This window comes from Actinoallomurus acanthiterrae, assembly GCF_054775715.1.
The window spans coordinates 10,200,908-10,221,882 of sequence record NZ_BAAHCO010000001.1 but is presented as its reverse complement, the minus strand read 5'-3'; the positions used below and the strand labels follow the sequence as shown (position 1 = coordinate 10,221,882).

18 protein-coding genes and 2 pseudogenes are annotated in these 20,975 nt (G+C 72.0%); 13 read left to right on the top strand and 7 right to left on the bottom strand.

The features are described 5' to 3' along the window. Positions 1 to 22: 22 nt before the first annotated feature. Positions 23 to 976: an L-histidine N(alpha)-methyltransferase gene (gene egtD / locus ACYVF7_RS48140; protein WP_460352956.1), complete on the top strand. Its 954-nt coding sequence runs from the start codon at positions 23 to 25 to the stop codon at positions 974 to 976. Positions 977 to 985: 9 nt separating this feature from the next. Next, positions 986 to 1,996 carry a LacI family DNA-binding transcriptional regulator gene (locus tag ACYVF7_RS48135; protein WP_460352955.1) on the top strand — a complete coding sequence of 337 codons (1,011 nt, stop codon included), beginning with the start codon at positions 986 to 988 and terminating at the stop codon, positions 1,994 to 1,996. Here ACYVF7_RS48135 and ACYVF7_RS48130 read toward each other — a convergent pair. Next, complete coding sequence (locus tag ACYVF7_RS48130) at positions 1,990 to 3,429, bottom strand: aromatic amino acid ammonia-lyase (RefSeq protein WP_460352953.1); 1,440 nt, start codon at positions 3,427 to 3,429, stop codon at positions 1,990 to 1,992. The two genes, ACYVF7_RS48135 and ACYVF7_RS48130, sit on opposite strands and share 7 nt — an antisense overlap. A 488-nt stretch (positions 3,430 to 3,917) precedes the next feature. On the opposite strand from ACYVF7_RS48130, the pseudogene ACYVF7_RS48125 reads away from it, so the two are divergent. The 5 genes and pseudogenes from ACYVF7_RS48125 to ACYVF7_RS48105 form a co-directional block, all read left to right on the top strand. Next, positions 3,918 to 4,679: pseudogene (locus ACYVF7_RS48125) on the top strand (ABC transporter ATP-binding protein); the annotation flags it as partial. A 32-nt stretch (positions 4,680 to 4,711) separates the two neighbouring features. Further along, positions 4,712 to 5,401 carry an ABC transporter permease gene (locus ACYVF7_RS48120; protein ID WP_460352952.1) on the top strand — a complete coding sequence of 230 codons (690 nt, stop codon included), beginning with the start codon at positions 4,712 to 4,714 and terminating at the stop codon, positions 5,399 to 5,401. Further along, complete coding sequence (locus tag ACYVF7_RS48115; RefSeq protein WP_460352950.1) at positions 5,398 to 6,075, top strand: ABC transporter permease; 678 nt, start codon at positions 5,398 to 5,400, stop codon at positions 6,073 to 6,075. The genes ACYVF7_RS48120 and ACYVF7_RS48115 overlap by 4 nt, the downstream gene beginning before the upstream one ends. A 4-nt stretch (positions 6,076 to 6,079) precedes the next feature. Further along, positions 6,080 to 7,041 (top strand): annotated as a pseudogene (locus ACYVF7_RS48110) (ABC transporter substrate-binding protein). A gap of 127 nt (positions 7,042 to 7,168) precedes the next feature. After that, positions 7,169 to 7,996, top strand: coding sequence for a helix-turn-helix domain-containing protein (locus tag ACYVF7_RS48105; RefSeq protein WP_460352948.1), 828 nt, complete (start codon positions 7,169 to 7,171; stop codon positions 7,994 to 7,996). Between the two features lie 52 nt (positions 7,997 to 8,048). Here the strand turns inward: ACYVF7_RS48105 and ACYVF7_RS48100 are convergent, their stop codons facing one another. Then, entirely contained in the window at positions 8,049 to 9,230 is a 1,182-nt protein-coding gene (locus ACYVF7_RS48100; protein ID WP_460352947.1) for a protein kinase domain-containing protein, read from the bottom strand. Positions 9,231 to 9,475: 245 nt separating this feature from the next. On the opposite strand from ACYVF7_RS48100, the gene ACYVF7_RS48095 reads away from it, so the two are divergent. After that, positions 9,476 to 10,513: a DMT family transporter gene (locus ACYVF7_RS48095; protein ID WP_460352945.1), complete on the top strand. Its 1,038-nt coding sequence runs from the start codon at positions 9,476 to 9,478 to the stop codon at positions 10,511 to 10,513. A gap of 28 nt (positions 10,514 to 10,541) precedes the next feature. On the opposite strand, the gene ACYVF7_RS48090 is transcribed toward ACYVF7_RS48095, so the two are convergent. Then, a complete protein-coding gene (locus ACYVF7_RS48090; protein WP_460352943.1) occupies positions 10,542 to 11,447 on the bottom strand; it encodes a serine hydrolase in 906 nt (301 codons plus the stop codon). Then, positions 11,444 to 12,370, bottom strand: a complete 927-nt coding sequence (locus ACYVF7_RS48085; protein ID WP_460352942.1) for a LysR family transcriptional regulator — start codon at positions 12,368 to 12,370, stop codon at positions 11,444 to 11,446. The genes ACYVF7_RS48090 and ACYVF7_RS48085 overlap by 4 nt, the downstream gene beginning before the upstream one ends. A gap of 82 nt (positions 12,371 to 12,452) precedes the next feature. Between ACYVF7_RS48085 and bla the strand changes: the two genes are divergently transcribed. Further along, the gene (gene bla / locus ACYVF7_RS48080) at positions 12,453 to 13,388 is read left to right on the top strand and encodes a class A beta-lactamase (RefSeq protein WP_460352940.1); all 936 of its coding nucleotides are present in this window, start codon (positions 12,453 to 12,455) and stop codon (positions 13,386 to 13,388) included. Positions 13,389 to 13,554: 166 nt separating this feature from the next. On the opposite strand, the gene ACYVF7_RS48075 is transcribed toward bla, so the two are convergent. Both ACYVF7_RS48075 and ACYVF7_RS48070 read right to left on the bottom strand, forming a co-directional pair. Continuing rightward, positions 13,555 to 13,905, bottom strand: coding sequence for a nuclear transport factor 2 family protein (locus ACYVF7_RS48075; RefSeq protein WP_460352938.1), 351 nt, complete (start codon positions 13,903 to 13,905; stop codon positions 13,555 to 13,557). Beyond that, positions 13,902 to 15,335, bottom strand: coding sequence for an MFS transporter (locus ACYVF7_RS48070; protein WP_460352937.1), 1,434 nt, complete (start codon positions 15,333 to 15,335; stop codon positions 13,902 to 13,904). The genes ACYVF7_RS48075 and ACYVF7_RS48070 overlap by 4 nt, the downstream gene beginning before the upstream one ends. A gap of 92 nt (positions 15,336 to 15,427) precedes the next feature. Here ACYVF7_RS48070 and ACYVF7_RS48065 point away from each other — a divergent pair, with 92 nt between their 5' ends. From ACYVF7_RS48065 to ACYVF7_RS48050, 4 genes are all read left to right on the top strand, one after another. Continuing rightward, the gene (locus ACYVF7_RS48065) at positions 15,428 to 16,138 is read left to right on the top strand and encodes a TetR/AcrR family transcriptional regulator (RefSeq protein ID WP_460352936.1); all 711 of its coding nucleotides are present in this window, start codon (positions 15,428 to 15,430) and stop codon (positions 16,136 to 16,138) included. A gap of 192 nt (positions 16,139 to 16,330) precedes the next feature. Then, positions 16,331 to 17,758 (top strand): serine/threonine-protein kinase, encoded by a 1,428-nt coding sequence (locus ACYVF7_RS48060; protein ID WP_460352934.1) that lies wholly within the window; start codon positions 16,331 to 16,333, stop codon positions 17,756 to 17,758. Beyond that, positions 17,758 to 18,174, top strand: a complete 417-nt coding sequence (locus ACYVF7_RS48055) for a glycine betaine ABC transporter substrate-binding protein (RefSeq protein WP_460352932.1) — start codon at positions 17,758 to 17,760, stop codon at positions 18,172 to 18,174. The genes ACYVF7_RS48060 and ACYVF7_RS48055 overlap by 1 nt, the downstream gene beginning before the upstream one ends. Before the next feature lie 135 nt (positions 18,175 to 18,309). Beyond that, a complete protein-coding gene (locus ACYVF7_RS48050) occupies positions 18,310 to 19,338 on the top strand; it encodes a trypsin-like serine peptidase (RefSeq protein WP_460352930.1) in 1,029 nt (342 codons plus the stop codon). A gap of 13 nt (positions 19,339 to 19,351) precedes the next feature. Here ACYVF7_RS48050 and ACYVF7_RS48045 read toward each other — a convergent pair whose 3' ends face one another. After that, positions 19,352 to 20,881 (bottom strand): RtcB family protein, encoded by a 1,530-nt coding sequence (locus ACYVF7_RS48045; RefSeq protein WP_460352928.1) that lies wholly within the window; start codon positions 20,879 to 20,881, stop codon positions 19,352 to 19,354. Positions 20,882 to 20,975 lie beyond the last annotated feature (94 nt).

Sequence of the window (20,975 nt, the reverse complement as noted above, 5' to 3'; positions counted from 1 at the left end):
ACGAGAACATCGGGAGGCCATCGTGGATCGCTTTCTCACCCCCGACGACCTGGGGAAGGCGCTTCGCCGGGACGTCGCCGAAGGCCTGGGCTCCAGGCCGAAGACCCTGCCCGCCAAGTGGTTCTACGACGAACGCGGCAGCGAGCTGTTCGAGGAGATCACCCGGCTGGAGGAGTACTACCCGACCCGCCGCGAACGCGCGATCCTCGCCGCGCGGGCGCCCGAGATCGCCGAGGCGACCGGGGCGCGCACGCTCATGGAGCTGGGGGCCGGGTCGGGGGAGAAGACCCGGATGCTGCTCGACGCCCTGTCCGGCACCCTCCACACGTACGTGCCCGTCGACGTCAGCGGCGACTTCCTCGCCCGCGCGGCCGGAGAGATCGCCGCGGACCACCCCGGTCTGCGGGTGCACCCGGTCGTGGCCGACTACGAGCGGCACCTGTCCCTGCTGCCCGACGGGGAGCGCCGCCTGATCGTGTTCCTCGGCGGGACGATCGGCAACATGGCCCCGGCCGAACGGGTGTCGTTCCTCAGCGCGCTGCGCGCGACGATGGGCGACGAGGACGCGCTGCTGCTCGGCGCGGACCTGGTCAAGGACGAGAAGCGGCTGGTCCGCGCGTACGACGACGCCCAGGGGGTCACCGCGGAGTTCAACCGGAACGTCCTCAATGTGATCAACCGGGAGCTCGGCGCGGACTTCGTCCCGGAACGCTTCGCGCACGTCGCCGTGTGGAACCCGGGTGACGAGTGGATCGAGATGCGGTTGCGCTCATTGGAACGGCAGGTCGTCCAGGTGCCCGTGATCGACCTGGAAGTGGAGTTCGCGGAGGGGGAGGAGGTGCGTACGGAGATATCCGCGAAGTTCCGCCGGGAGCGCCTGGACGCCGAGGCCGGAGCGGCGGGCATGGCGATCGACCGATTCTGGACGGATGCGGACGGCGATTTCGCCCTCACTCTTGTCAGACCCTCTCTATAGGGTTGGGGCGTGGCGCAGCAGCAACGCAAGCGAGCGACCATCCGTGAGGTGGCGAAGGCGACGGGGCTTTCGCCGGCCGCGGTCTCGTATGCGTTGCGCGGGATCCAGACGTCGGAGGAGACGCAGCAGCGGGTCCGCGAGGCCGCCCGCGAGCTGGGCTACGAGGCGCACCCCATCGCCCGGGCCCTGGCCAGCGGGCGCACCGGCATGGTGGGCCTGCTCTGCGGCTCCCTCGAGGACCTGTGGCAGCAGGCCCTGGCCGTGGGGATCGGCCGGGCGCTGTTCGCCCGCGACCGCTACGCCATCATCCTCGACGCGGCGGGCGACCCCGAGCGGGAGGTGACGCTCGCCCGGCAGCTGCGCGACCAGCGCGTCGACGGCCTGATTGTGCAGCCGGTCGACCCGGCCGCCGAGGTCTGGGCCGAGCTGGGGGAGAGCCTGCCGGTCGTGTCCGTCGGCGACTCGCTGCGCGGCGGGCACGCGTACGGCGAGGTGGTGTTCGACAACCGCGCCGGCGTCACGCTCGCCCTGGAGCACCTGCGTCAGCTCGGCCACCGGAGCATCGCCGTGCTCACCCCGACGCGTGCCAGCACCCCCGACCGCCCCGCCGACGTGCACGTCCACGCCGAGGCCTCACGCATCGGGATCGAGGTCGACGTCGTCACCTCGCCCCAGGACCTGCCCGGCGCGACCCAGACGGCCCTGACGGTGCTCGACGCGCCCGACCGGCCGACCGCGCTGTTCTGCTTCTCCGACTCGATCGCCTACGGCGCCTACGCCGCGACCCGCGCGCTCGGCCTCGCGGTGCCCGGCGACGTGTCGGTCGCCGGGTTCGACAACCACCCGATGTCCGCGCTGCTCACCCCGCCCCTCACCAGCGTCGACTGGGACATCGACGGCATCGTCCACTCGGCCGTCCGGGTGATCGTCGGCGGCATCGACGGCAAGCCGCGCCGCCGCCGCATCGTCTGCGAGCCCAGCCTCCTCCCACGCGAATCGACCGGGAAATGCCCTCAGTAGGACCCGTACGGCGCGATCCGGGCCAGCAGGTCGGCGGCGGTGGCTATGTCGGCGTCGAGCGGCCGGTCCTCGACCGCCGGGTCGAGCGCGTCGGCCGCTTGGGCGTACACCTCGCCGATCCGGCCCGGCGGGACGCGGTCCTGCATGCGCAGCGCGCGTACGGCGGCGACGAGCTCGCAGGCGAGCGCCGTGCGGAACGCCGTGATCACATCCGTGGTGGCCCGCGCCGACTGGGTGGAGAAGCCCGCGTGCTCCTCGACGCCCCGCGACAGCACGGCACTGCCGAGCGCCGCCGGGGCGGCGAGCCGCCGGATGTCGGCGATGGCCGAGTGCGCGACGTACTCCAGGATCATGATCCCCGAGCCGGGCTCTCCGGGCGCGGCCTGGAAGGCCTCCAGCCCGGTGAAGGCCGGCTCCACCAGCGTCCCGAGGCGGGCCGCCGACAGCGCCGCCGTCTGGAAGATCGCGGCCCGTACGGCGTCGAGCGCCAGGCCCACGTACGCCGTGTGGAAGTTGCCGTTGTGCCAGACCGTGCGGTTCGCCACGTCGACGAGGGGGTTCTCGGCCGCGGCGTTGATCTCGCGGGTGACGATGCCCTCGGCGTGCTCGGCGACGTCCACGGCGGGGCCGTGCACCTGGGGGAACGCCCGGTAGCCGTACGGATCCTGGATGCGGGCCGGGGCGACCTCGAGGACCAGCCCGCGCACCGCCTCGGCGACCCGCCGCTGGCCGGGGTGGGGGCACGCCTCGTGCACGGGCGCGGCGAAGGCCTCCAGGGAGCCGCGCACGGCCAGCAGCGACAGCCCGGCCACCGGGATCGCCGCGCGCAGCAGCTCGGTCACGTCCCGGCAGGCGAGCGCGGACTCGCCGAGCGTCGCGGCGTTCGAGCTGATGAAGGCCAGGGCGTCGGACGGGCGCAGCGGGAAGTGCGGACCGGCGGCCCCACCCTGCCAGGGGCGTTCGCCGATGAGGCACAGGGCGGTCGCGGCGAGCGCGGTCAGGTCGCCGGTCCCGATCGCGCCGTACACCGGGATCGGGGGGATCGCCCAGCGGTTGATCGCGTCCGACAGCGCGCCGAGCACGCCCGGGTCGACGCCGGAGCCGCCTGCGGCGATCTGGTTGAGACGCACGACGAGCATCGCGCGTACGGTCTCGGCGGGCAGCAACGGACCGGCCCCGCCGGCGTGGCTGCGCAGCAGGCGCAGGCCGTGCGCGTCGTCGTCCTCGATCGCGACGTTCCGGTTGGCGCCCACGCCGGTGGTGCGGCCGTAGACCGGCTGCCGGTCCGCCACGTCGCGGGCGACCTCCCATGCCTGCCGGGCCCGCTCGACAGCTTGTGGCGAAACCGTGACCAAGACGCTGCTTCTAGCGACGAGCCCCACGATGTCGCAGGTCAGGCCGCTTCCGTTGAGGTCCACGGCCGTCTGGTTCATCGTTGAAACCTTACGACAAGGGAATAAGACACTATTTCGACCTTTAATCTCGGATGGATGAGAGGCTGCGCCACTCGTGATCGAACCGGACCGTGTCCTCTGGGGGCACCCCGACGCCACCCGGGCGCGGGCCGGGGTGTCTCCACCCCGGCCGCATTGGCGCGCGCCCGGAGAGCGGTGTTCCGGATGATAGGCGGTGGTTTTTTGGTCACCGGGGCCGAGACGGGCCCCCGATGCCCGGGCCCATCGTCCGCCGGGCCTCCAGTGAGCGGGTTCGGCCTTCGCCACATGCCGGTTACGCTGCTGAAACGCACTCGTCGCGCCTTTCCGCGAAGCTCTGCCAAGAGTCTCGCATCTCAGACGAAAGCGGGATCGGCCGGGTGTCGTGACCGCCGCCGGTCGAGTCCAATAAGGAACCCAAACGGCCATCCGGTCACGCGTCGACGTCGGGGCGGGTCGCGCACGTTGCAGGCAAGGGAGAGCCAGCCTTGATCAAATTCGACGGCGTCTCGAAACGGTACGCCGACGGCACGGTGGCCGTCGACGACCTCACGCTCGAAATACCCACCGGCCAGATCACGGTCCTCGTGGGCCCGTCCGGCTGCGGCAAGACCACCACGCTGCGGATGATCAACCGTCTGATCGAGCCGACCAGCGGCACCATCACGATCGACGGCGAGGACATCCGCGCCCAGGACCCGGCCCGCCTGCGCCGCGGCATCGGCTACGTCATCCAGCACGCCGGGCTGTTCCCGCACCGCACGATCGTCGACAACATCGCGACCGTGCCCTACCTGCTCGGCTGGGACAAGAAGAAGGCCCGGGCGACGGCTCTGGAGCTGATGGAGCGCGTCGGCCTCGACCCGAAGATGGCCAAGCGCTACCCCTTCCAGCTGTCCGGCGGCCAGCAGCAGCGCGTCGGCGTCGCCCGCGCGCTCGCCGCCGACCCACCGGTCATGCTGATGGACGAGCCGTTCAGCGCCGTCGACCCGATCGTCCGCAGCAGCCTGCAGGACGAGTTCATCCGGCTGCAGTCCGAGCTGCGCAAGACCATCGCGTTCGTCACCCACGACATCGACGAGGCGGTCAAGCTCGGGCACACCGTCGCGGTGTTCAAGGTCGGCGGCGTCCTCGCCCAGCACTCCACGCCCGACGAGCTGCTGGGCCACCCGGCCGACGCCTTCGTCAAGGAGTTCCTCGGCGGGGAGAAGGGGCTCAAGCGGCTGCGTTTCAACCGCGAGCTCGACCTGCGGGACGAGCCGGGCGTCGGGGCGGCCGAGCGATGAACGTCATCGCCGCCGCGGACGGCGAGCCCTTCATCCGCTGGGACTGGATCGGCGACCACGCCGGCCAGCTCGCCGACCTGACCGCGCACCACCTCAAGCTCGCGCTGCTGCCGATCCTGTTCGGCCTCGTGATCGCGATCCCGCTCGGCGTCATGTGCGTGCGGTGGCGCTGGCTCTACCCGCCGACGCTGGGTATCGCCAACATCCTGTACGGCGCGCCGTCGCTCGCGTTCTTCATGCTGCTCATCCCGTACTTCGGGATCGGTTCCGGTGGCAAGGCCGACTTCACCATCATCGTGCCGATGACGCTGTTCTCCCTGTCGGTCCTCGTGCCGAACGTCGTCGACGGGCTCCGGTCCGTCCCCGACCCGGTCCGCCAGGCCGCCACCGCCATGGGCTTCGGCACGCTGCGGCGGCTCGTTCAGGTCGAGCTGCCGATCGCGGTCCCGGTCGTCATCGCGGGCGCGCGGGTCGCCACCGTCGCCTCGATCAGCCTGGTCAGCGTCGGCGTGCTCATCGGCAACGGCGGGCTCGGGCAGCTGTTCATCGACGGCTACTCCCGTGACTTCACCACGCCCCTCGTCGTCTCCTGCGTGCTGATCATCGGCCTCGCCCTGGTCAGCGACGGCGTCCTCGTCGCCGCGCAACGCCTGCTCACGCCCTGGGCCCGGAGGAGGACCCGATGAACCTCGCCGACCAGATCAGGGCCGCCTGGACCTGGCTCACCGCCTCCGCGAACTGGAGCGGTGGCGACGGGATCCCGCACCGGCTGCTCGAACACCTCGGGTACAGCGCACTGGCCCTGCTCATCGCCGCCGCCATCGCGCTCCCGCTCGGCGCGCTCGTCGGCCACACCGGACGCGGCGGGTTCGCCGTCGTCACCGTCGCCAACTTCGCGCGTGCCGTCCCGACCCTGGGGCTGGTCCTGCTCGTCGTGACGGTGACCTCGATCGGCCTGACCCCGGTGATCGTCCCGTTGATCGCGCTGGCGACACCGCCGATCCTCGTCAACACCTACGAGGGCGTCCGCGGCGTGGACCCCGACATCAAGGACGCCGCCCGGGGGATGGGCATGACCGGCACGGGCATCCTGCTCAAGGCCGAGGTGCCCGTGGCGCTGCCGCTCATCCTCCTCGGCCTGCGCACCGCCGCCATCCAGGTCGTCGCGACCGCCACCATCGCCGCGTACGCCGGCATCGGCGGCCTCGGCCGCTACATCGTCGACGGCCTCTCCCGGAAGGACTACCCGTCGGTCGTCGGCGGTTCGGTGCTCGTGGTCCTCCTGGCCGTCGCCGTCCAGGTCGCCTTCGCCGGCATCCGCAGGGCCGTCGTGTCCCGGGGCCTGCGCAACCAAGCCTGAGTTCATGATTCAGAGGGAAGGAACATCCATGATCCGCATTGTCCGTGGTGCCGCCGTCGGCGTGGCCATCGCGCTGGCCCTCACCGCCTGCGGAGGCAGCGGTGACAAGAGCGGCGGCAACCCGCTCGATCAGAAGAGCGCCGGTGGCGGCGGCTCGGGAGGCGTCGTCGTCGGATCGGCCAACTTCCCCGAGAGCCAGCTGCTCGGCGAGGTCTACGCCCAGGCCCTCGAGGCCAAGGGCGTCAAGGTCACCAAGAAGTTCAACATCGGCAGCCGCGAGATCTACTACGACCAGGTCAAGTCCGGCGCCATCACCGTGATGCCGGAGTACAACGGCGCGCTGCTGACCACCTCGGTCGACAAGACCAGCAAGGCCGTGACGACCGACGAGGTGAACGCCGGGCTGAAGGCGAAGCTGCCCGCCTCGCTGGAGATCCTCGACGCCTCCAAGGCCGAGGACAAGGACTCGGTGACGGTCAACTCCCAGACCGCCGCCAAGTACCACCTCAAGTCGATCGCCGACCTCAAGCCGGTCGCCGGGCAGCTCACGATCGCCTGCCGTCGGAGTTCAAGACCCGCGAGCAGGGCCTGGTCGGGCTGGAGAGCAAGTACGGGCTGAAGTTCAAGAAGTTCCAGCCGTTCGACGCCAACGCGCAGACGACGCTGGTCAAGCTGCTGAAGAACGACAGCATCCAGGCCGCCGACCTGTTCACGACGGACCCGACGATCGCGGCGAACAAGTTCGTCGTGCTGGAGGACCCCCAGAACGTCTTCAGCGCGCAGAACGTCGTGCCGCTGGTCTACAAGGCCAACCTGAACGACACCGGCCGCACCGCCCTCAACGCGGTGTCGGCCAAACTCACCACCGCCGACCTGCTCGCCATGATGACCAAGGTCGTCGGCGACAAGCAGGACCCGAGCGCCGTCGCCAAGGACTGGCTCAAGCAGGCCGGCCTCGGCGGCTGACCCGTCGTCGATCACGTACCGCGGCCCCTCGGCGATCGCCGAGGGGCCGCGCCAGGGCCCGTCTCAAAGCCGCGCAGTAGGACAGCCGGGCTTTGAGACGGGCCCTAGGTCCGGAAGGGAGCATGCGGTGAGCGCACGGGAACTGGCGCAGTGGACCAGGGCGCGGCTCGGCCCGTCCGGCCCTCCGATCGACCTGCTCACCGCCCGCTTCGACAAGCACGTCTACGCCCCGCACGCGCACGACGAGTTCACCGTCGGCGTCTGCGTGGGCGGCGTGGAGTCCATCGACTACCGCGGCGGCCGCATCCGTACCGGCCCAGGCTCCGTCATCGTCCTGGAGCCCGGCGAGATGCACACCGGCGGCCCCGCCACGCCCATCACCGGCTACGCCTACCTCGCGATGTACGCCGACCCCGCCCTGTTCACCGACGGCACCCGTGGCGGCCTCCCGCACTTTCGCGAACCGCTCCTCGCCGACCCCGAACTCGCCGAGGCCCTGCGCACCGCGCACACCGACATCGTCCGCTGCCCCGACCCCCTGGAAACGGAGTGCCGCCTCCCCTGGCTGCTGACCGCGCTCGCCCAACGCCACTCCACCGCCCGCCCGGCGAACGACACGGTCCCGGGCGCCGCCTGGATCGCCCGCACCGTCCGCGACCGCCTGGCCGACGACCTCACCGCCCCACCCTCACTCGCCGGCCTCGCCGCCGAACTGGGCCTGTCCCGCTACCAGCTCCTACGCGCCTTTCGCACGGCGACGGGGGTGCCCCCGTACGCGTGGCTCGCCCAGTACCGGGTGACCAGGGCCCGCGCACTCCTGGAGTCCGGCCTGCGGCCCGCCGAGGTGGCCGCACTCGTCGGCTTCGCCGACCAGGCCCACCTCACCCGGTGGTTCCGGCGCGTGCTGGGGGTCACCCCGGCGGCGTACCGCACCAGCGTGGCGAGGGCGGCATAGCGCAGCAGCGTGGTGAGGACGGCATGGCGGTCTTCGTGTGGGCGGGGGAGGCTCACCGATGCCAGCGCTGGCCGGTGTAGTTCCCGCAGGGGTTGGTCACCAGGGCGACGTAGTTGGCGGGTGGCCCGTCCGTGTCCAGACACAGACCGCTGGTGAGGTTGGTGAACCGGCCGGTGCCGGGGTCGTAGCGCCACTGCTGGCCGCTGTAGTTCCCGCACCGGTTCAGTACGGCGTTGACTCCTCTGGCGGGGGCTCCGGCCGTGTCGAGACACAGGCCGCTGGGCGGGTTGACGAGGCGATAGGCGGCCTGGTCGTAGCTCCAGCGCTGGCCGCTGTAGTTCCCGCAGTCACGGACCTGCACGTGGACACCAGAGCCCTGCGGGCCGTCGGTGTCGACGCACAGTCCGCTGGCGGTGTTGGTGATCGGGCCCCGGTTCGGAGGGGGCGATTGCGTGCTGGGCTGCGGGTCGGGTGCGGACGAGGTGGCCGGCTGAGGGCTCGTGGGTGATGCCGAGGGTGTGGCGCTGGTGGCGGACGAGGTCGCCGTCGTGGGCTGGCCGCTGTTTCCCGCTCTGGTATCTCCGTTGGACGCGGCCAGGGCCAGCGCGACGGCGCCGGCCGCGACGAGTACGACCGCGCCCAGACCCGCGTACGGGGCGAGTCGCCGGGCAGCGTGAGAGTCGAACCGTGTTGTCAGCCGGCGGGTGCGAGAGTCCCCGTACTGGGGTGGAGCGGACGGCTGGGGTGGAGCGGACGGCGAGCCGGTGAGCTCGGAGAGCAGCTGGGGAACGGCCGGTCGGGCGGCGGGATCCTTGGCGAGGGCACGGGCGACGAGTTCGCGAAGGTGCGGCTCAAGGCCGTCCAGATCAGGCTCGGAGTGTTGGACCCGGTCGTTGATCTCGGCGCCGCCGGCCCCGGTGAAGGGAGGACGGCCCGTGCCCGCGTAGGCGACGACGGCGCCCCAGCAGAACACGTCGGCGGCCGGGAGCGGCCGGCCACCGGCCAACAGCTCAGGCGCGATGTAGCCGGGGGTGCCGATGACCGTCCCGGTACGCGTCAGCTGCCCGGTGGCGTCCAGAGCGCGGGCGATACCGAAATCGATGATCCGCGGACCGACCGGGGACAGCAGCACGTTGGAGGGTTTGAGGTCCCGATGGATCAACCTGGCCTGGTGGATGGCGGTCAGGGCCGTCGCGATACCGACCGCGAGCGCGTCGAGATCGGCTCCGCCCACGGCCCGCTGCGCGAAACCGCCGCACCCGTGCGCGCGAGCCTGAGTTCCGTGAGCGGTTCCGGCGGACAGAGGTGACCCTGCGGCGACCGAACGCCCGCCGGGTCATCACACGATTCCTGACGGGCCGTGTCGTGGAGCGGATGGGCAGGGCAGGGCAGGGCGCGTAGGCCGAGCAGCGTGGGCAAGGGCCGCATTGCCGCAACAGCGTTCAAGACGGCGTCTGCCGTCCGGCCGATACTCGCCGTATGACTGCACGTGGTTGGCTCCTCTTCTCCCTGATGGGAGTGGTTTGGGGCATCCCCTATCTGATGATCAAGGTGGCGGTGGACGCGGTGTCCCCGTCCACGGTGGTGTTCACGCGCTGCGCGATCGGAGCCGTGCTGCTCCTGCCCTTCGCGCTGCGGCAGGGCGGCCTCGTCCGTGCCGTACGGGCGCACTGGCGTCCCCTGCTGGCCTTCGCGTGCATCGAGATCATCGTCCCCTGGTTCACCCTCAGCGACGCCGAGCGGCACCTGTCCAGCTCCACGGCGGGCCTGCTGATCGCGGGCGTGCCGATCGTCGGAGTCGCCGCGGCCCGCTTCTTCGGCGACACGGACCGGCTCGGGCCCCGGCGGGCGGCGGGCCTGACGGTGGGCCTCGCGGGGGTCGCGGTCCTCACCGCACCACACCTGACCGGCGGCGACGCCCGCTCTCTCGCCGAGGTGCTGGCGACCGTGGTGGGTTACGCCACGGCCCCGCTGATCGCCGCACGCCACCTGAAGAGCGTCACCTCGCTCCAGCTCACGGCCGCCTGCCTGGCCCTGGCCGCCCTGGTCTACGCGCCCGTGGCCGCCGTCACCGGCCCGTCCGCCATGCCGTCCGGCAAGGTCCTGGCCGCCCTCGCCGGTCTCGGGGTCGTGTGCACAGCGGTCGCCTTCGTGGCCTTTCTGGAGCTGATCAAGGAGGCGGGTCCGGCCCGCGCCACCGTCATCACGTACGTCAACCCGGCGATCGCGGTGGCGGCCGGGGCGGTGTTCCTGGACGAGCCGCTGACCGTCGGCATCGTCACCGCCTTCGCCCTGATCCTGGCCGGCTCGGTTCTGGCGACGGCGGGTCCCGCCGCCGCCCGGGAGCCCGGCGACGGGGCCGGCGCCGTCCACCGGTCCGATGCGCCGCGCACGTCGGACGGGCCACGCACGCCCAATGCATCGCGCACGTCCGATGCGCCGCGCACGTCCGATGCGTCGCTTGATGCGCTGCGTACGCCCGAGGACTTGGTCGGCACGGCCGACGAGCCTGGCTGACGGCCGCGTTGAGCCCCGGGGCGCGGGGTCACATCGCGCGGAGGCGGTCGCGGAGGGTCCGTGCGACCTGGCCCATCAGCGCCTCGGCCCCGGGCTGGTGCATCGCCGGCACCCGTGACTCGGTGAGCGCGGCCACCCCGAAGATCCGGCCGTCGGCGTGCTCGACCACGCCCACTTCGTGGCGCAGGTTGAGGAGCGTTCCGGTCTTGGACGACCAGTGTGAGGCGTCGGAGCTGAGGTCGGGTGCCAGCCGATGCCGCAGCATGTTGTCGCCCATGAGGCCCCGGACCCGCTCGGCGACGTCCGCGTCGATCTTCGAGGGGGTCCACAGCGCCTGCAGCAGGTCGAGGAAGGCCCGTGCCGAGCCGGAGTTCGCGAGCGTCACGTCGAGCTGCGGGATCCGGTGGCCCCGCCCGGTCGTTCCGGCCTCGATGGCGAGGGCGTGGGCGAGGTGGACCTCTTCCCGGGGCAGGCGCCCGGCCAGGGTCTCGGCGATGTCGGCGATGGTGTGCCGGACCGTGATGCCGCGTACGCCGAGCCCGTGCAGGATCGCCGCGACCTCGGCGGGCGGGGTGAGGGTGAACAGCGCGTCCGTCGCGGCGTTGTCGCTCACCGCCATGCTGAGGTGCAGCAGGTCGTCGACGGCGATCTCGGCCGGATGACGGAACCTGCTCAGCCCGGCCGGCCCGGGAGTCGTGACGCCGCCCGGCCCCACCAGGAGCCGGGTGGCGCCGTCGAGCTCTCCCCGCCGGATGCGCTGGAGGGTGGCGAGGGCCAGCGGGATCTTCACGAGCGAGGCGACCGGGAACTCCAGGTCCGGCTCGATGCCGATCTCGTCGCCGGAGTGCAGGTCCCGGACCAGGAACGAGCCGCCGAGCCCCGCGTCGTCCAGCGTCCGCCGCAGCTCACGGATCAGGCCCTCGACACTCGTCACCGCGCACCCCCAGCCGTCGTCTCACCCGTTGGTCCCGCGTCCCGGTCGGGCCGGTGAGCGCCCAGGCAGCGGGCGATCTCCGCCCGGAGCCGGGTCCGGACGCGCTCCGCGTCGTCGCCGATCGCCGCGACCACCTCGAAGCCGCGCGCGACCTGGAGATCGCCGACCGGGCGCCAGTGCAGGCCGAGGTCCTCCGCCTGCTTGGGTGAGCATAGAAGGAGATCGCCCGCGCCCACGACCTCCGCCGTGGCGGCGACGAGGGATGGCGCGACGGCGACCTGGGCGGGCCGCAGGCCGACCGCGTCGCGCGTCCGGAACACGCGGTCCCGGATGTGGGGGACGTCGTCCTCGGGCTGGATCCAGATCCGGCGTCGCCGCGCCGACAGCGGCGCCCGGTCCGCGCGGAGGCTCTCAAGGTGGACCGTCCGGGTGGGCGGGTCGGCGGCGCCGGCCAGCCCGAGCCGTACCGACCAGGTCCCGTCGTCCGGCGGAACCGCCGTCAGGGCGGCGCGGACCTCCCGGGACCGGACGAGCTCGGCCCGTTCGGCCGGCGGCGCCGGATGGAAGTCCAGGTAGACGCCCTTGCGGCGGGCCTCCGCGTCCAGCACCGCCAGGTCGAGGACGCCGCAGACGTCGGGGACGGCGAGGCGAAGCGGGCTCAGCTTGGCGCGCTCGGCCTCGTCCTCCATGGCCTCGGCCAGGCGGACGAGGCGCTTGGCCGACGGGAGCATGTCGCGGCCGAACCGCGTGAGTGTCACCTGGCGCGACGACCGGTCCAGCAGGCGCTCGCCGAGATGCTTCTCCAGGGCGGCGATCCGGCGGCTCGCCACGGACTGCGGGATGCGCGTCGCCGCCGCGCCCTCGGTGAAGCTGCCGTGCTCGCTCACGTTGACGAACGCTCGCCAGGCTCCGAGGACGTCCACGACCAGAGTCTATGCCGGAACAGCATCGATGAACCGGTTTCCGTCTTTGACGGCATACGAGCGCGGCCGTGAGACTCCGGCCATGACCTACGCACGACAGGAAGACCGGTCCATTCGCCGCCGGGCCGGGGTGGCGGCGTTCGCCGTTCTCACGCTGGTGCCTCTGACGGCGTGTGGCACGGCCGGTCACGCGACCACGGCGTCCGCGAAGGTGAGTGCCACCGCGACGCCCGCCGCCGAGCGGACCGACCAGGCGTTCCAGGCCCTGGAGAAGCAGCACGACGCGCGCCTCGGCGTCTGGGCGCTCGACACCGGGACGGGACGGGTCGTGAGCTGGCGCGCCGGCGAACGGTTCGCCTACGCCTCCACGCACAAGGTCCTGAGCTCCGGCTCCGTCCTGCGCCAGGACTCGATGAAGCGGCTGAACACGGTCGTCAAGTACACCTCGAAGGACCTCGTCAACTATTCCCCGATCACCGAGAAGAACGTCGACAAGGGGATGACGGTCCGCGCGCTGTGCGACGCCGCGCTCCGCTACAGCGACAACACCGCGGCCAACCTCCTCTTCCGGGAACTGGGAGGACCGAGTGCCCTCCAGGCCGCGCTGCGGCGGATCGGGGACGTCACCACCCACGTCGACCGCAACGAACCGACCCTCAACACGGCCATCCCGGGTGACGTCCGTGACACGACCACGCCATGGCAGATGGGCCTCGACCTGCGGAAGTACGTCCTCAGCCCGCTGCTGCCGGCACCCAAGCGCGCCATGCTCATCGACTGGATGCGGCGGAACACGACCGGCGGCGCGCTGATCCGCGCCGGTTTCCCGTCCGACTGGACCGTCGGCGACAAGACCGGATCCGGCGACTACGGAACGCGGAACGACGTCGCGGTCGCCTGGCCGCCGCACCGCGCGCCGATCGTCATCACGGTCTACACCACCCGGTCGACCAAGGACGCCAAGACCGACGACTCGCTCGTCGCGGCCGCCGCCAAGGTTGTCGGCCGGCTGAGCTGACCTCCCGTACGGCCGCTCGCGGGCGGTCGATGTACCCCGTCCCGTACGGTCGCCCTTCGATCAGGACGGCGGTTCGCGGCGGACCGGCGCCGTACGGACGTCCCGAAAACGCCCCGCAGACGTCCCGAAGACGTCACGGGACGTCCGTACGGCATCACGATGCCGGTCAGAAGAAGCCGACGACCCGGCGGACGCGGCCGCCGGCGAGCTCCATCACGTCGTGGCCGGTCGCCACCGCCTCGTCCGAACCGGCCGGGCCGAGCCGCCACGTGAACAGCACGGTGTCGTGGTGGGCGCCGATGACCTCGCCCAGGGTGAAGACGAGGGCGCCGAACTTCTCGTGGGCCGCGCCGATGGCGGTGGAGAGCGCGGCGTGGCCCTCGATGCCGGCGTAGTCCGGGTCGGAATAGGTCGAGTCCTCCGTCAGGGCCGCCTTGATGAGCGCGTCGCGGCGGGCGCCGTCGCGTTCGTTCCAGATCTCCAGGTACTGCTTGATGAGGTCGACGGTCTCGCTCATGAGCCGATTCCTTCCAGGGTCTCGATGGTGGTGGTGTCCTGCGGCGCGGGCGCCGAGGGACGCTTGAGGACGAGGGCGATCAGCCCTCCGGCGGCCGTCACGGCGGCCGCAGTCCAGCCGGCGGCGTGCAGGCCGCCGAGGACGCGGGCCGGGGCCGGGTGCGCGCCGAGTCCCGCGTTGGCCACGGCGACGAAGGCGGCCAGCCCCATCGCGCCGCCGATCTCCTTGGCGGTGGTGGCCAGCCCGGACGCGACGCCCTGCTCGGCCGGGGCCACGCCGGACCCGGCGGCGACGAACACCGCGACGAAGGCGACGCCGCCGAAGAAGCCCCACAGCACGCTGCCGGGCAGCAGGGCCCAGAAGCTGCCGTTCGCCGAGATGCCGGCGACGAGGGCGGCGATCCCCGCGCCGGCGCCGAGCATGCCGAGGCAGAGCGTGGCGCGGAAGCCCCACCGGCCGAGCATCGTCGGCGCGGCCTTCAGTGCCGCGCCCATGCAGACCAGCGTGAGGGGCAGGAAGGCCAGCCCCGCCTCCAGCGCGCTGTAGCCGAGGACGGGCTGCAGGTAGGTGGTGAGCACGTAGTAGCCGCCGCCGAGCGTCGCCTGGAAGACGGCGATCACCGCCATCGTGGTGGCGAGCCCGCGGTTGCGCAGCAGCCGCAGGGGGACGAGGGGATCGGCGGTGCGCGACTCGACGAGCAGCAGCAGCGCCAGCAGCGCCGCGCCGGCGGTCAGGGAGCCGGCGCCGCGCAGCGAGCCCCACCCGGCCTCCGGGCCGCTCGCCAGGCCGAGCACCAGAAGCGCCGAACCCGCGGTGGCCAGCAGCGCTCCGGGCACGTCGAAGCCCGCCCAGCCCGACCTGCGCGGCGGGTCGGCCGTCAGCAGCCGGCGCCCGGCCAGCGCCGCGCCCAGGGCGAGCGGCACGTTGACGAAGAACACCCACTTCCAGCCCAGGTAGTTCGTGAGGACGCCGCCGAGCAGCGAGCCGGCGGCCAGGCCGGCGCTGCCCGCCATGCCCCAGGCGCCCATGGCCCGGTTGCGTTCGGGCCCCTCCGCGAACCCGGTGAAGATCAACGCGAGCGTCGCGGGCGTGAGCAGGGCTCCGCCGACTCCCTGGACGGCCCGGGCGGCGACCAGCAGACCGGGCCCCGAGGCGAGGCCTCCGGCCAGGGACGCCACGCCGTACAGGGCGAGTCCCAGCGTGAACATCCGCCGGGCGCCGAGCCGGTCGACGGCGCGTCCGCCGAAGAGCAGGAGGCCGCCGAGCCCGACGGCATAGGCACTGACCACCCACTGCACGGACTGGGCGGTGAAGCCGAGCGCCCGGCCGATATCGGGTAGGGCGACGTACACGATGTTGTAGTCCAAAGCCACGATGAGCTGGGTGAATGCCAGCAGGGCCAGCCTCGGGCCGGCCCGGTGACGGGACATGTTCAGACCACGCTCCTCTGTGCCGTACATTTACTACACGGCGTTCAATATTGACACGGCGAACAGTAGCGCAACGCTGTAGACTGTCAAGGGTGGGAGAGCAGACGATCAGCCGGCGGGCCCGGCTCCGCGCCGAGACGACCCGAGAGATCAAGGAGATCGCGCTCCGGCTGATGGCGGCCGGCGGGCCCGACGCCATCTCGCTGCGCGCCATCGCCCGCGAGATGGGGATGACCGCCGGAGCCATCTACAGCTACTTCGCCACCCGCGACGACCTGATCACAACGCTGATCACCGACGTCTATACCGAGCTGGTCGACCGGGCGGAGGCCGCCCGCGACGCCGTCCCGGAGACCGATCCCGGCGGCCGGGTCGTGGCCTGGGCCCATGCCGTACGCGAGTGGGCGCTGGCCAATCCCGAGGGCTTCCGGCTCATCTACGGTGACCCGGTCCCGGGATTCCGGCCGCCCGAGGGCGGGGCGGCGCGTGAGGCCCATCACCGGGCCTGCGGCGGCCTGACCGGCCTGGTCGCCGCCGCCTGGCCACGGGCGACCGCCCTGCACGACGGCGACTACGACTGGTCCGACTTCGATCCTGGTCTGGTCGCGGAGGTCCGGCGGGACTTCCCCGGCCTGCCCCCGGCTGCCGTGGCGCTGGCGCTGCGCGTCTGGGGCCGCATGCACGGGCTCGTGGCCCTGGAGATCTACGGGCACATCGGCCCACTGGCCAGCGACCCGGCGACGCTGTACCGCGCGGAGATGCGTGACCTCGTACGCTCGCTGGGCCTGGAACCGCCTGCCTGACGGCAATTTCGGATTTGCCTCGCAAAAAGGGTGCGCCTTTTGGGCCTCTCTACCGAGCCTCACAGCCCGCCGGCCGAGAGGCCGAGTGAATTCGCGCGATTTCCCGGCCGTGACGGGGGAGCTCTGATCCGTTTCAGTGCGTGACAATGGTTCCGAATCCGGCTTGCGCGTATTCCGGGGAAGGGAAGTGCGATGCGCGACATCGACCCGCTGCGCCCCGAAGATCCCGACCGGATCGGCGACCACCGGCTCACCGGGCGGCTGGGCGAGGGCGGTCAGGGCGTCGTCTATCGCGCGGTGGCCGGTGATGGTGGCCAGGTCGCCGTCAAGGTCCTGCACGCCCGGCTGCTGCGCGGCACCGCGGCGCAGGTCGAGTTACACGACCAGATGGCCCTGGTGCGGCGGGTGGCGGACTTCTGCACCGCGAAGGTCCTCGATTTCGGTATGTACGGCGACCGCCCTTATATCGTCAGCGAGTACGTCGACGGCCCGTCGTTGCAGACACTCGTCGAGGCCGGCGGCCCGCTGCGCGGCGGCGCGCTCGAGCGGCTGATGGTCGGCACGGCGTCGGCGCTGGCGGCCACCCACCAGGCCGGCGTCCTGCACCGGGACTTCACGCCGAACAACGTCCTCATCGGCGCGGACGGGCCGCGCGTGATCGACTTCGGCATCGCCCGGGCGCTGGACACCGACACGACGACCAGCAGCGGCCTCGTCGGCACCCCCGCGTACACCGCGCCGGAGCGGCTGCACGGAGAACGACCGGGCGCGGCGGCCGACGTCTTCGGCTGGGCGGCGACGATGGCGTTCGCCGCCACCGGGCGACCGCCGTTCGGCACCGAGTCCGTCGCCGTGGTGCTCAACCGGATCCTGCACGACGAGCCCGGCCTCGACGACGTTCCACGGCCGTTCCGTGACGTGATCGGCCGGTGCCTGGCCAAGGACCCGGAGCGGCGGCCGGACGCCCGCGACGTCCTGCTGCAGCTCCTCGGCTATGCGGAGAGTAAGGCGGCCGCGCCGGAGGAACCACTGCGTGCGGACCGGCTGACCGTCGACCGGCCGGATCGGTTCACGCGCGGGTTGACGCCTCCCGTGCCACGGCCACGGCGGTGGTGGCACGGCCGGGGCCGGGCGCTGGTCGCGGCCGGTGTCGCCGTCGCCGCCATCGGCGGCTCGGCCATGGCGTTCGTCCTGAGCCCCGACGGCCGGCACCACCGGCCCGCGGCATCCCCGCGAACGGTCGCGGTGGGGTCGGCCAACTTTCCCGAGAGCCACCTGCTCGGCGAGATCTACGCGCAGGCGCTCGAGGCGAAGGGCGTCAAGGTCATCCGGCGATTCGACCTCGGCGACCGGGAGACCTACTTCAACCAGGTCGCGTCGGGACAGATCCAGGTGATGCCCGAGTACAACGGCGCGCTCGCCGAGTCGCTCGACCACACCGGCGAGGCGGTCGGCACGGACGAGGTCAACGCGGTGCTGAGACGCGTGCTGCCGCCTCAGCTCGAGATGCTCGCCTCCGCGCCGGCGGAGGACAAGGACTCGGTCACGGTGTCCAAGCAGACCGCCGACCGGTACCACCTGCGCACCATCGCCGATCTCGCGCCCGTCGCGGGCTCGTGATGGGCGGGCCGCCGGAGTTCCAGACGCGGCACCAGGGCCTGGTCGGGCTGCGCGGAACGTACGGACTGGGATTCCGTGGCTACCAGCCGTTCGAGACCGGGGACCGCGACACCATGATCCAGCAGCTCAGGAACGGTGTCATCCAGGCGGCGAACCTGTTCACGACCGAGCCCGCGATCGCCGAGAACCACTTCGTCGTCCTGGCCGATCCGAAGCACCTCTTCAGCGCGCAGAACGTGACACCGCTGGTCTACCGGTCCGCGCTGAACACCGCCGGGCGGGCCGCGCTGGCCGCCGTCTCGGCCAAGCTGACCACCGAGGACCTGCTGGCCATGAACACCAAGATCTCGATCAACGAGGTCGATCCCGCGGCCGTGGCCAAGGACTGGCTGCAACGGACCGGCCTCCTCGAGTGAGGCCGGTGCCGTGACGGGGTGCCACCGGCGCTGACTGATTGATCAAGTCACTTAATGATCATCTTCCGGTCGCCGGGCCGCCATCAAGATCAAGTCGACTGTGTGCGTCACGTCCATGATCGTTAAGGGGACACCGTGCAACGTCGACTCAGGTCCATCGGCGCCCTGCTCGCCACGACCGCCCTGTCTCTCACCGTCGCCACCGGAACCGCCCACGCCGCCTCCCCGGCGGACGCCGTCACCGGCGGCACCGGGAAGTCGAGCCCCAGCTTGGCCGACGGCGCCGACTACTGGACGCCCGAACGCATGGCCGCCGCCACTCCCGCCGCCGAGCCCACCGACACCTCCACCACTCCGTCCAGCCCGCCGTCGCCGGGAATCTCGCAGAGCAGCCCCGGCAGCCCGGCCGCAGGTGCCGCCGCCGGGACCGCCGCACCGCGGTCGCTGACGTACTTCTGGCAGTCCAAGGTCTGGTCCGGTCACGGCGTGATGCCCGCGACGACCATCGGCAAGCTGTACTTCACCGACACCTCGGGCGAGGGCCACTGGTGCACGGCGACCACGATCGCGTCGAACAACCACAGCACGGTCTGGACGGCCGGGCACTGCGTCACCGACGGCAAGAAGCACTGGTACTCCAAGTTCCTCTTCGCCCCGGACTACCACGACGCCGAGTGGCCGTACGGCACCTGGTCCGGCAAGGCCTGGGCGGCCCCGAACGGCTACTTCGACGGCGGCGACAAGACCTATGACATGGCCGCCATCGCCCTGTACCCCAACAACTCCGGCAGCAAGGTCGGAGACGTCGTGGGCCAGCAGGGCTACCAGTTCAGCGACTCCAACAACGGCCGCCTGTGGCCGGACGTCCGCTCCTTCGGCTACCCCCAGGACACCCACCCCGCCCGCTCCGACATCGACCCGAACGCCCACGACCTGCGCTTCTGCGTCGGCGAGGTGACGACGCCGGCGTACCAGGAGATCTCCTGCGACATGGGCCACGGCGCCAGCGGCGGGCCGTCCCTCTACGACCTCCAGCTCTCCCGTGGCTGGGGTTACCTCATCGGGCTCAACAGCTTCCAGAACTCCATGGCCAGCCACATCAACTTCGGCCCGGTCCTCGGCACCGCCGCCGTCAACGCGCTCAACGCCGTGAAGTCCCAGTAGGCCGCCGTGCCGATCAGCCCTTGACGGTGAGCAGCGGGCGGAGCTCGACGACCGGGTCGGCGACGCCCGCCCGGCTCAGGCTGGACACGACCGGGCCGATGTCCTTGTAGACCCAGGGCGCCTCCTGCTTGAGGTCGCGGCGCCACGCGGCCATCACGTCCGACCGGTGGGTCACGGCCGGGTCGTGGTGGTCGAGCGGCGTGACGACCCGGAAGTCCCGCAGGAAGGCGTCCAGGTCGGCGTCGCTTCCGCGGGAGGCGGCGCCGCGGGGGACGCGGCGGCCCGCGCCGTGGCAGGCGCTGGCCAGCGTACGGGGGTTCCCGTGCCCGCGCAGGACGAAGCTGGCCGCGCCCATCGAGCCCGGGACGATGACCGGCTCGCCCCACATCGCGTACGGCCCGCCGGCCGCCTCGGCGTACCCGCCGGCCGGCGTCGCGCCCTTCCGGTGGACGACGTGACCGTCGTCGCCCTGCCAGAGCAGGTTGTGCGGAGCGTCGTACACCGCCTCGCCCGTGAGCTCCCCGCACTCGGCGGCCAGCCCGGTGCGCAGCATGAGCGCGAGGAAGAAGCGGTTGCCGACCGCGAAGTTCGCCGCGTTGCCGAACGCGTCGAGGTACCGCCGCCGCGCCCCCTCGGACCGCTCGTCCAGCAGCAGGGGGAGGATGCCGTTGTCCGGCAGCGGCACGCCGTGCGGCCACATCGCCTTCGCCTGCTCCAGCCCGGTGGCGTTGGCCTGGTGTCCCAGGGACAGCGAGCCGCTGTGCACCATCAGCACCACCTGGCCGGGCGTGAAGCCCCAGGCGTACGCGGCCTGCCGGTCGTGCACGGCCGCGACGTACTGCAGCTCCGCGAAGTGGTTCCCGCCGCCGACGCTGCCGATGATGCTGTCGTAGCTGGTGCCGCCCGCGCTGTCGATCCAGTCCCGGTACGCCTCCGCGGTCGTGGTCGGGTACCGCGCCGCGTGGATCCGCCCGGCATCGGCGTCGCCCGGTCGCAGGGCCGACCACACCCCGTCGGCGGCCGGACGTCCCGCGTCCAGCAGCCCGGGCAGGCCGTCGCGCAGCAGCGCCTCGCGCTGCGCGCCGGACAGCGCGATCCGCCGGCCGCCCTCGAAGAACAGGTGCCGGAGCCGCCGCTCCAGCGCGTCCAGGCGTGGGCGCACCTCGTCGACGGTCAGGGACGTCGTCTCCAGCCGCATGCCGCAGTTGATGTCGTTGCCGACCGCCTGCGGGATCAGAGCGCCGTGGGTCCGCAGCACGGTGCCGATCGGGATGCCCGCGCCCTTGTGCAGGTCGGGCGTGAGCGCGACGCGGTCGATGGCGGCGCCGGGATGGCCGGTCGCCGCGGCGAGCTGTTCGAGGGTGCCGGCGGTCTCCAGCACGGTGAGGATCTCGTCGATCGCGCTGGACTCGATGGGCACGTCCGGTCCGGCGCAGATGTCGACGGGAACGTCCCACCGGTTGGGGAGGGTGAGCCAGTCGTCGTCGGCCTGGACGAGCCGCGGGTCCTGGGAGCCGGCGCCGTGCCGCTTGAGGGTGGTCATGAGGCCTTCCTGGTGACTGCTGGTGTGAGGGCATACGAAGGTCGCGCCGCCATCCGTCGATCGATGGCGCACGGGATGCCGCCGGAGTGCGTCC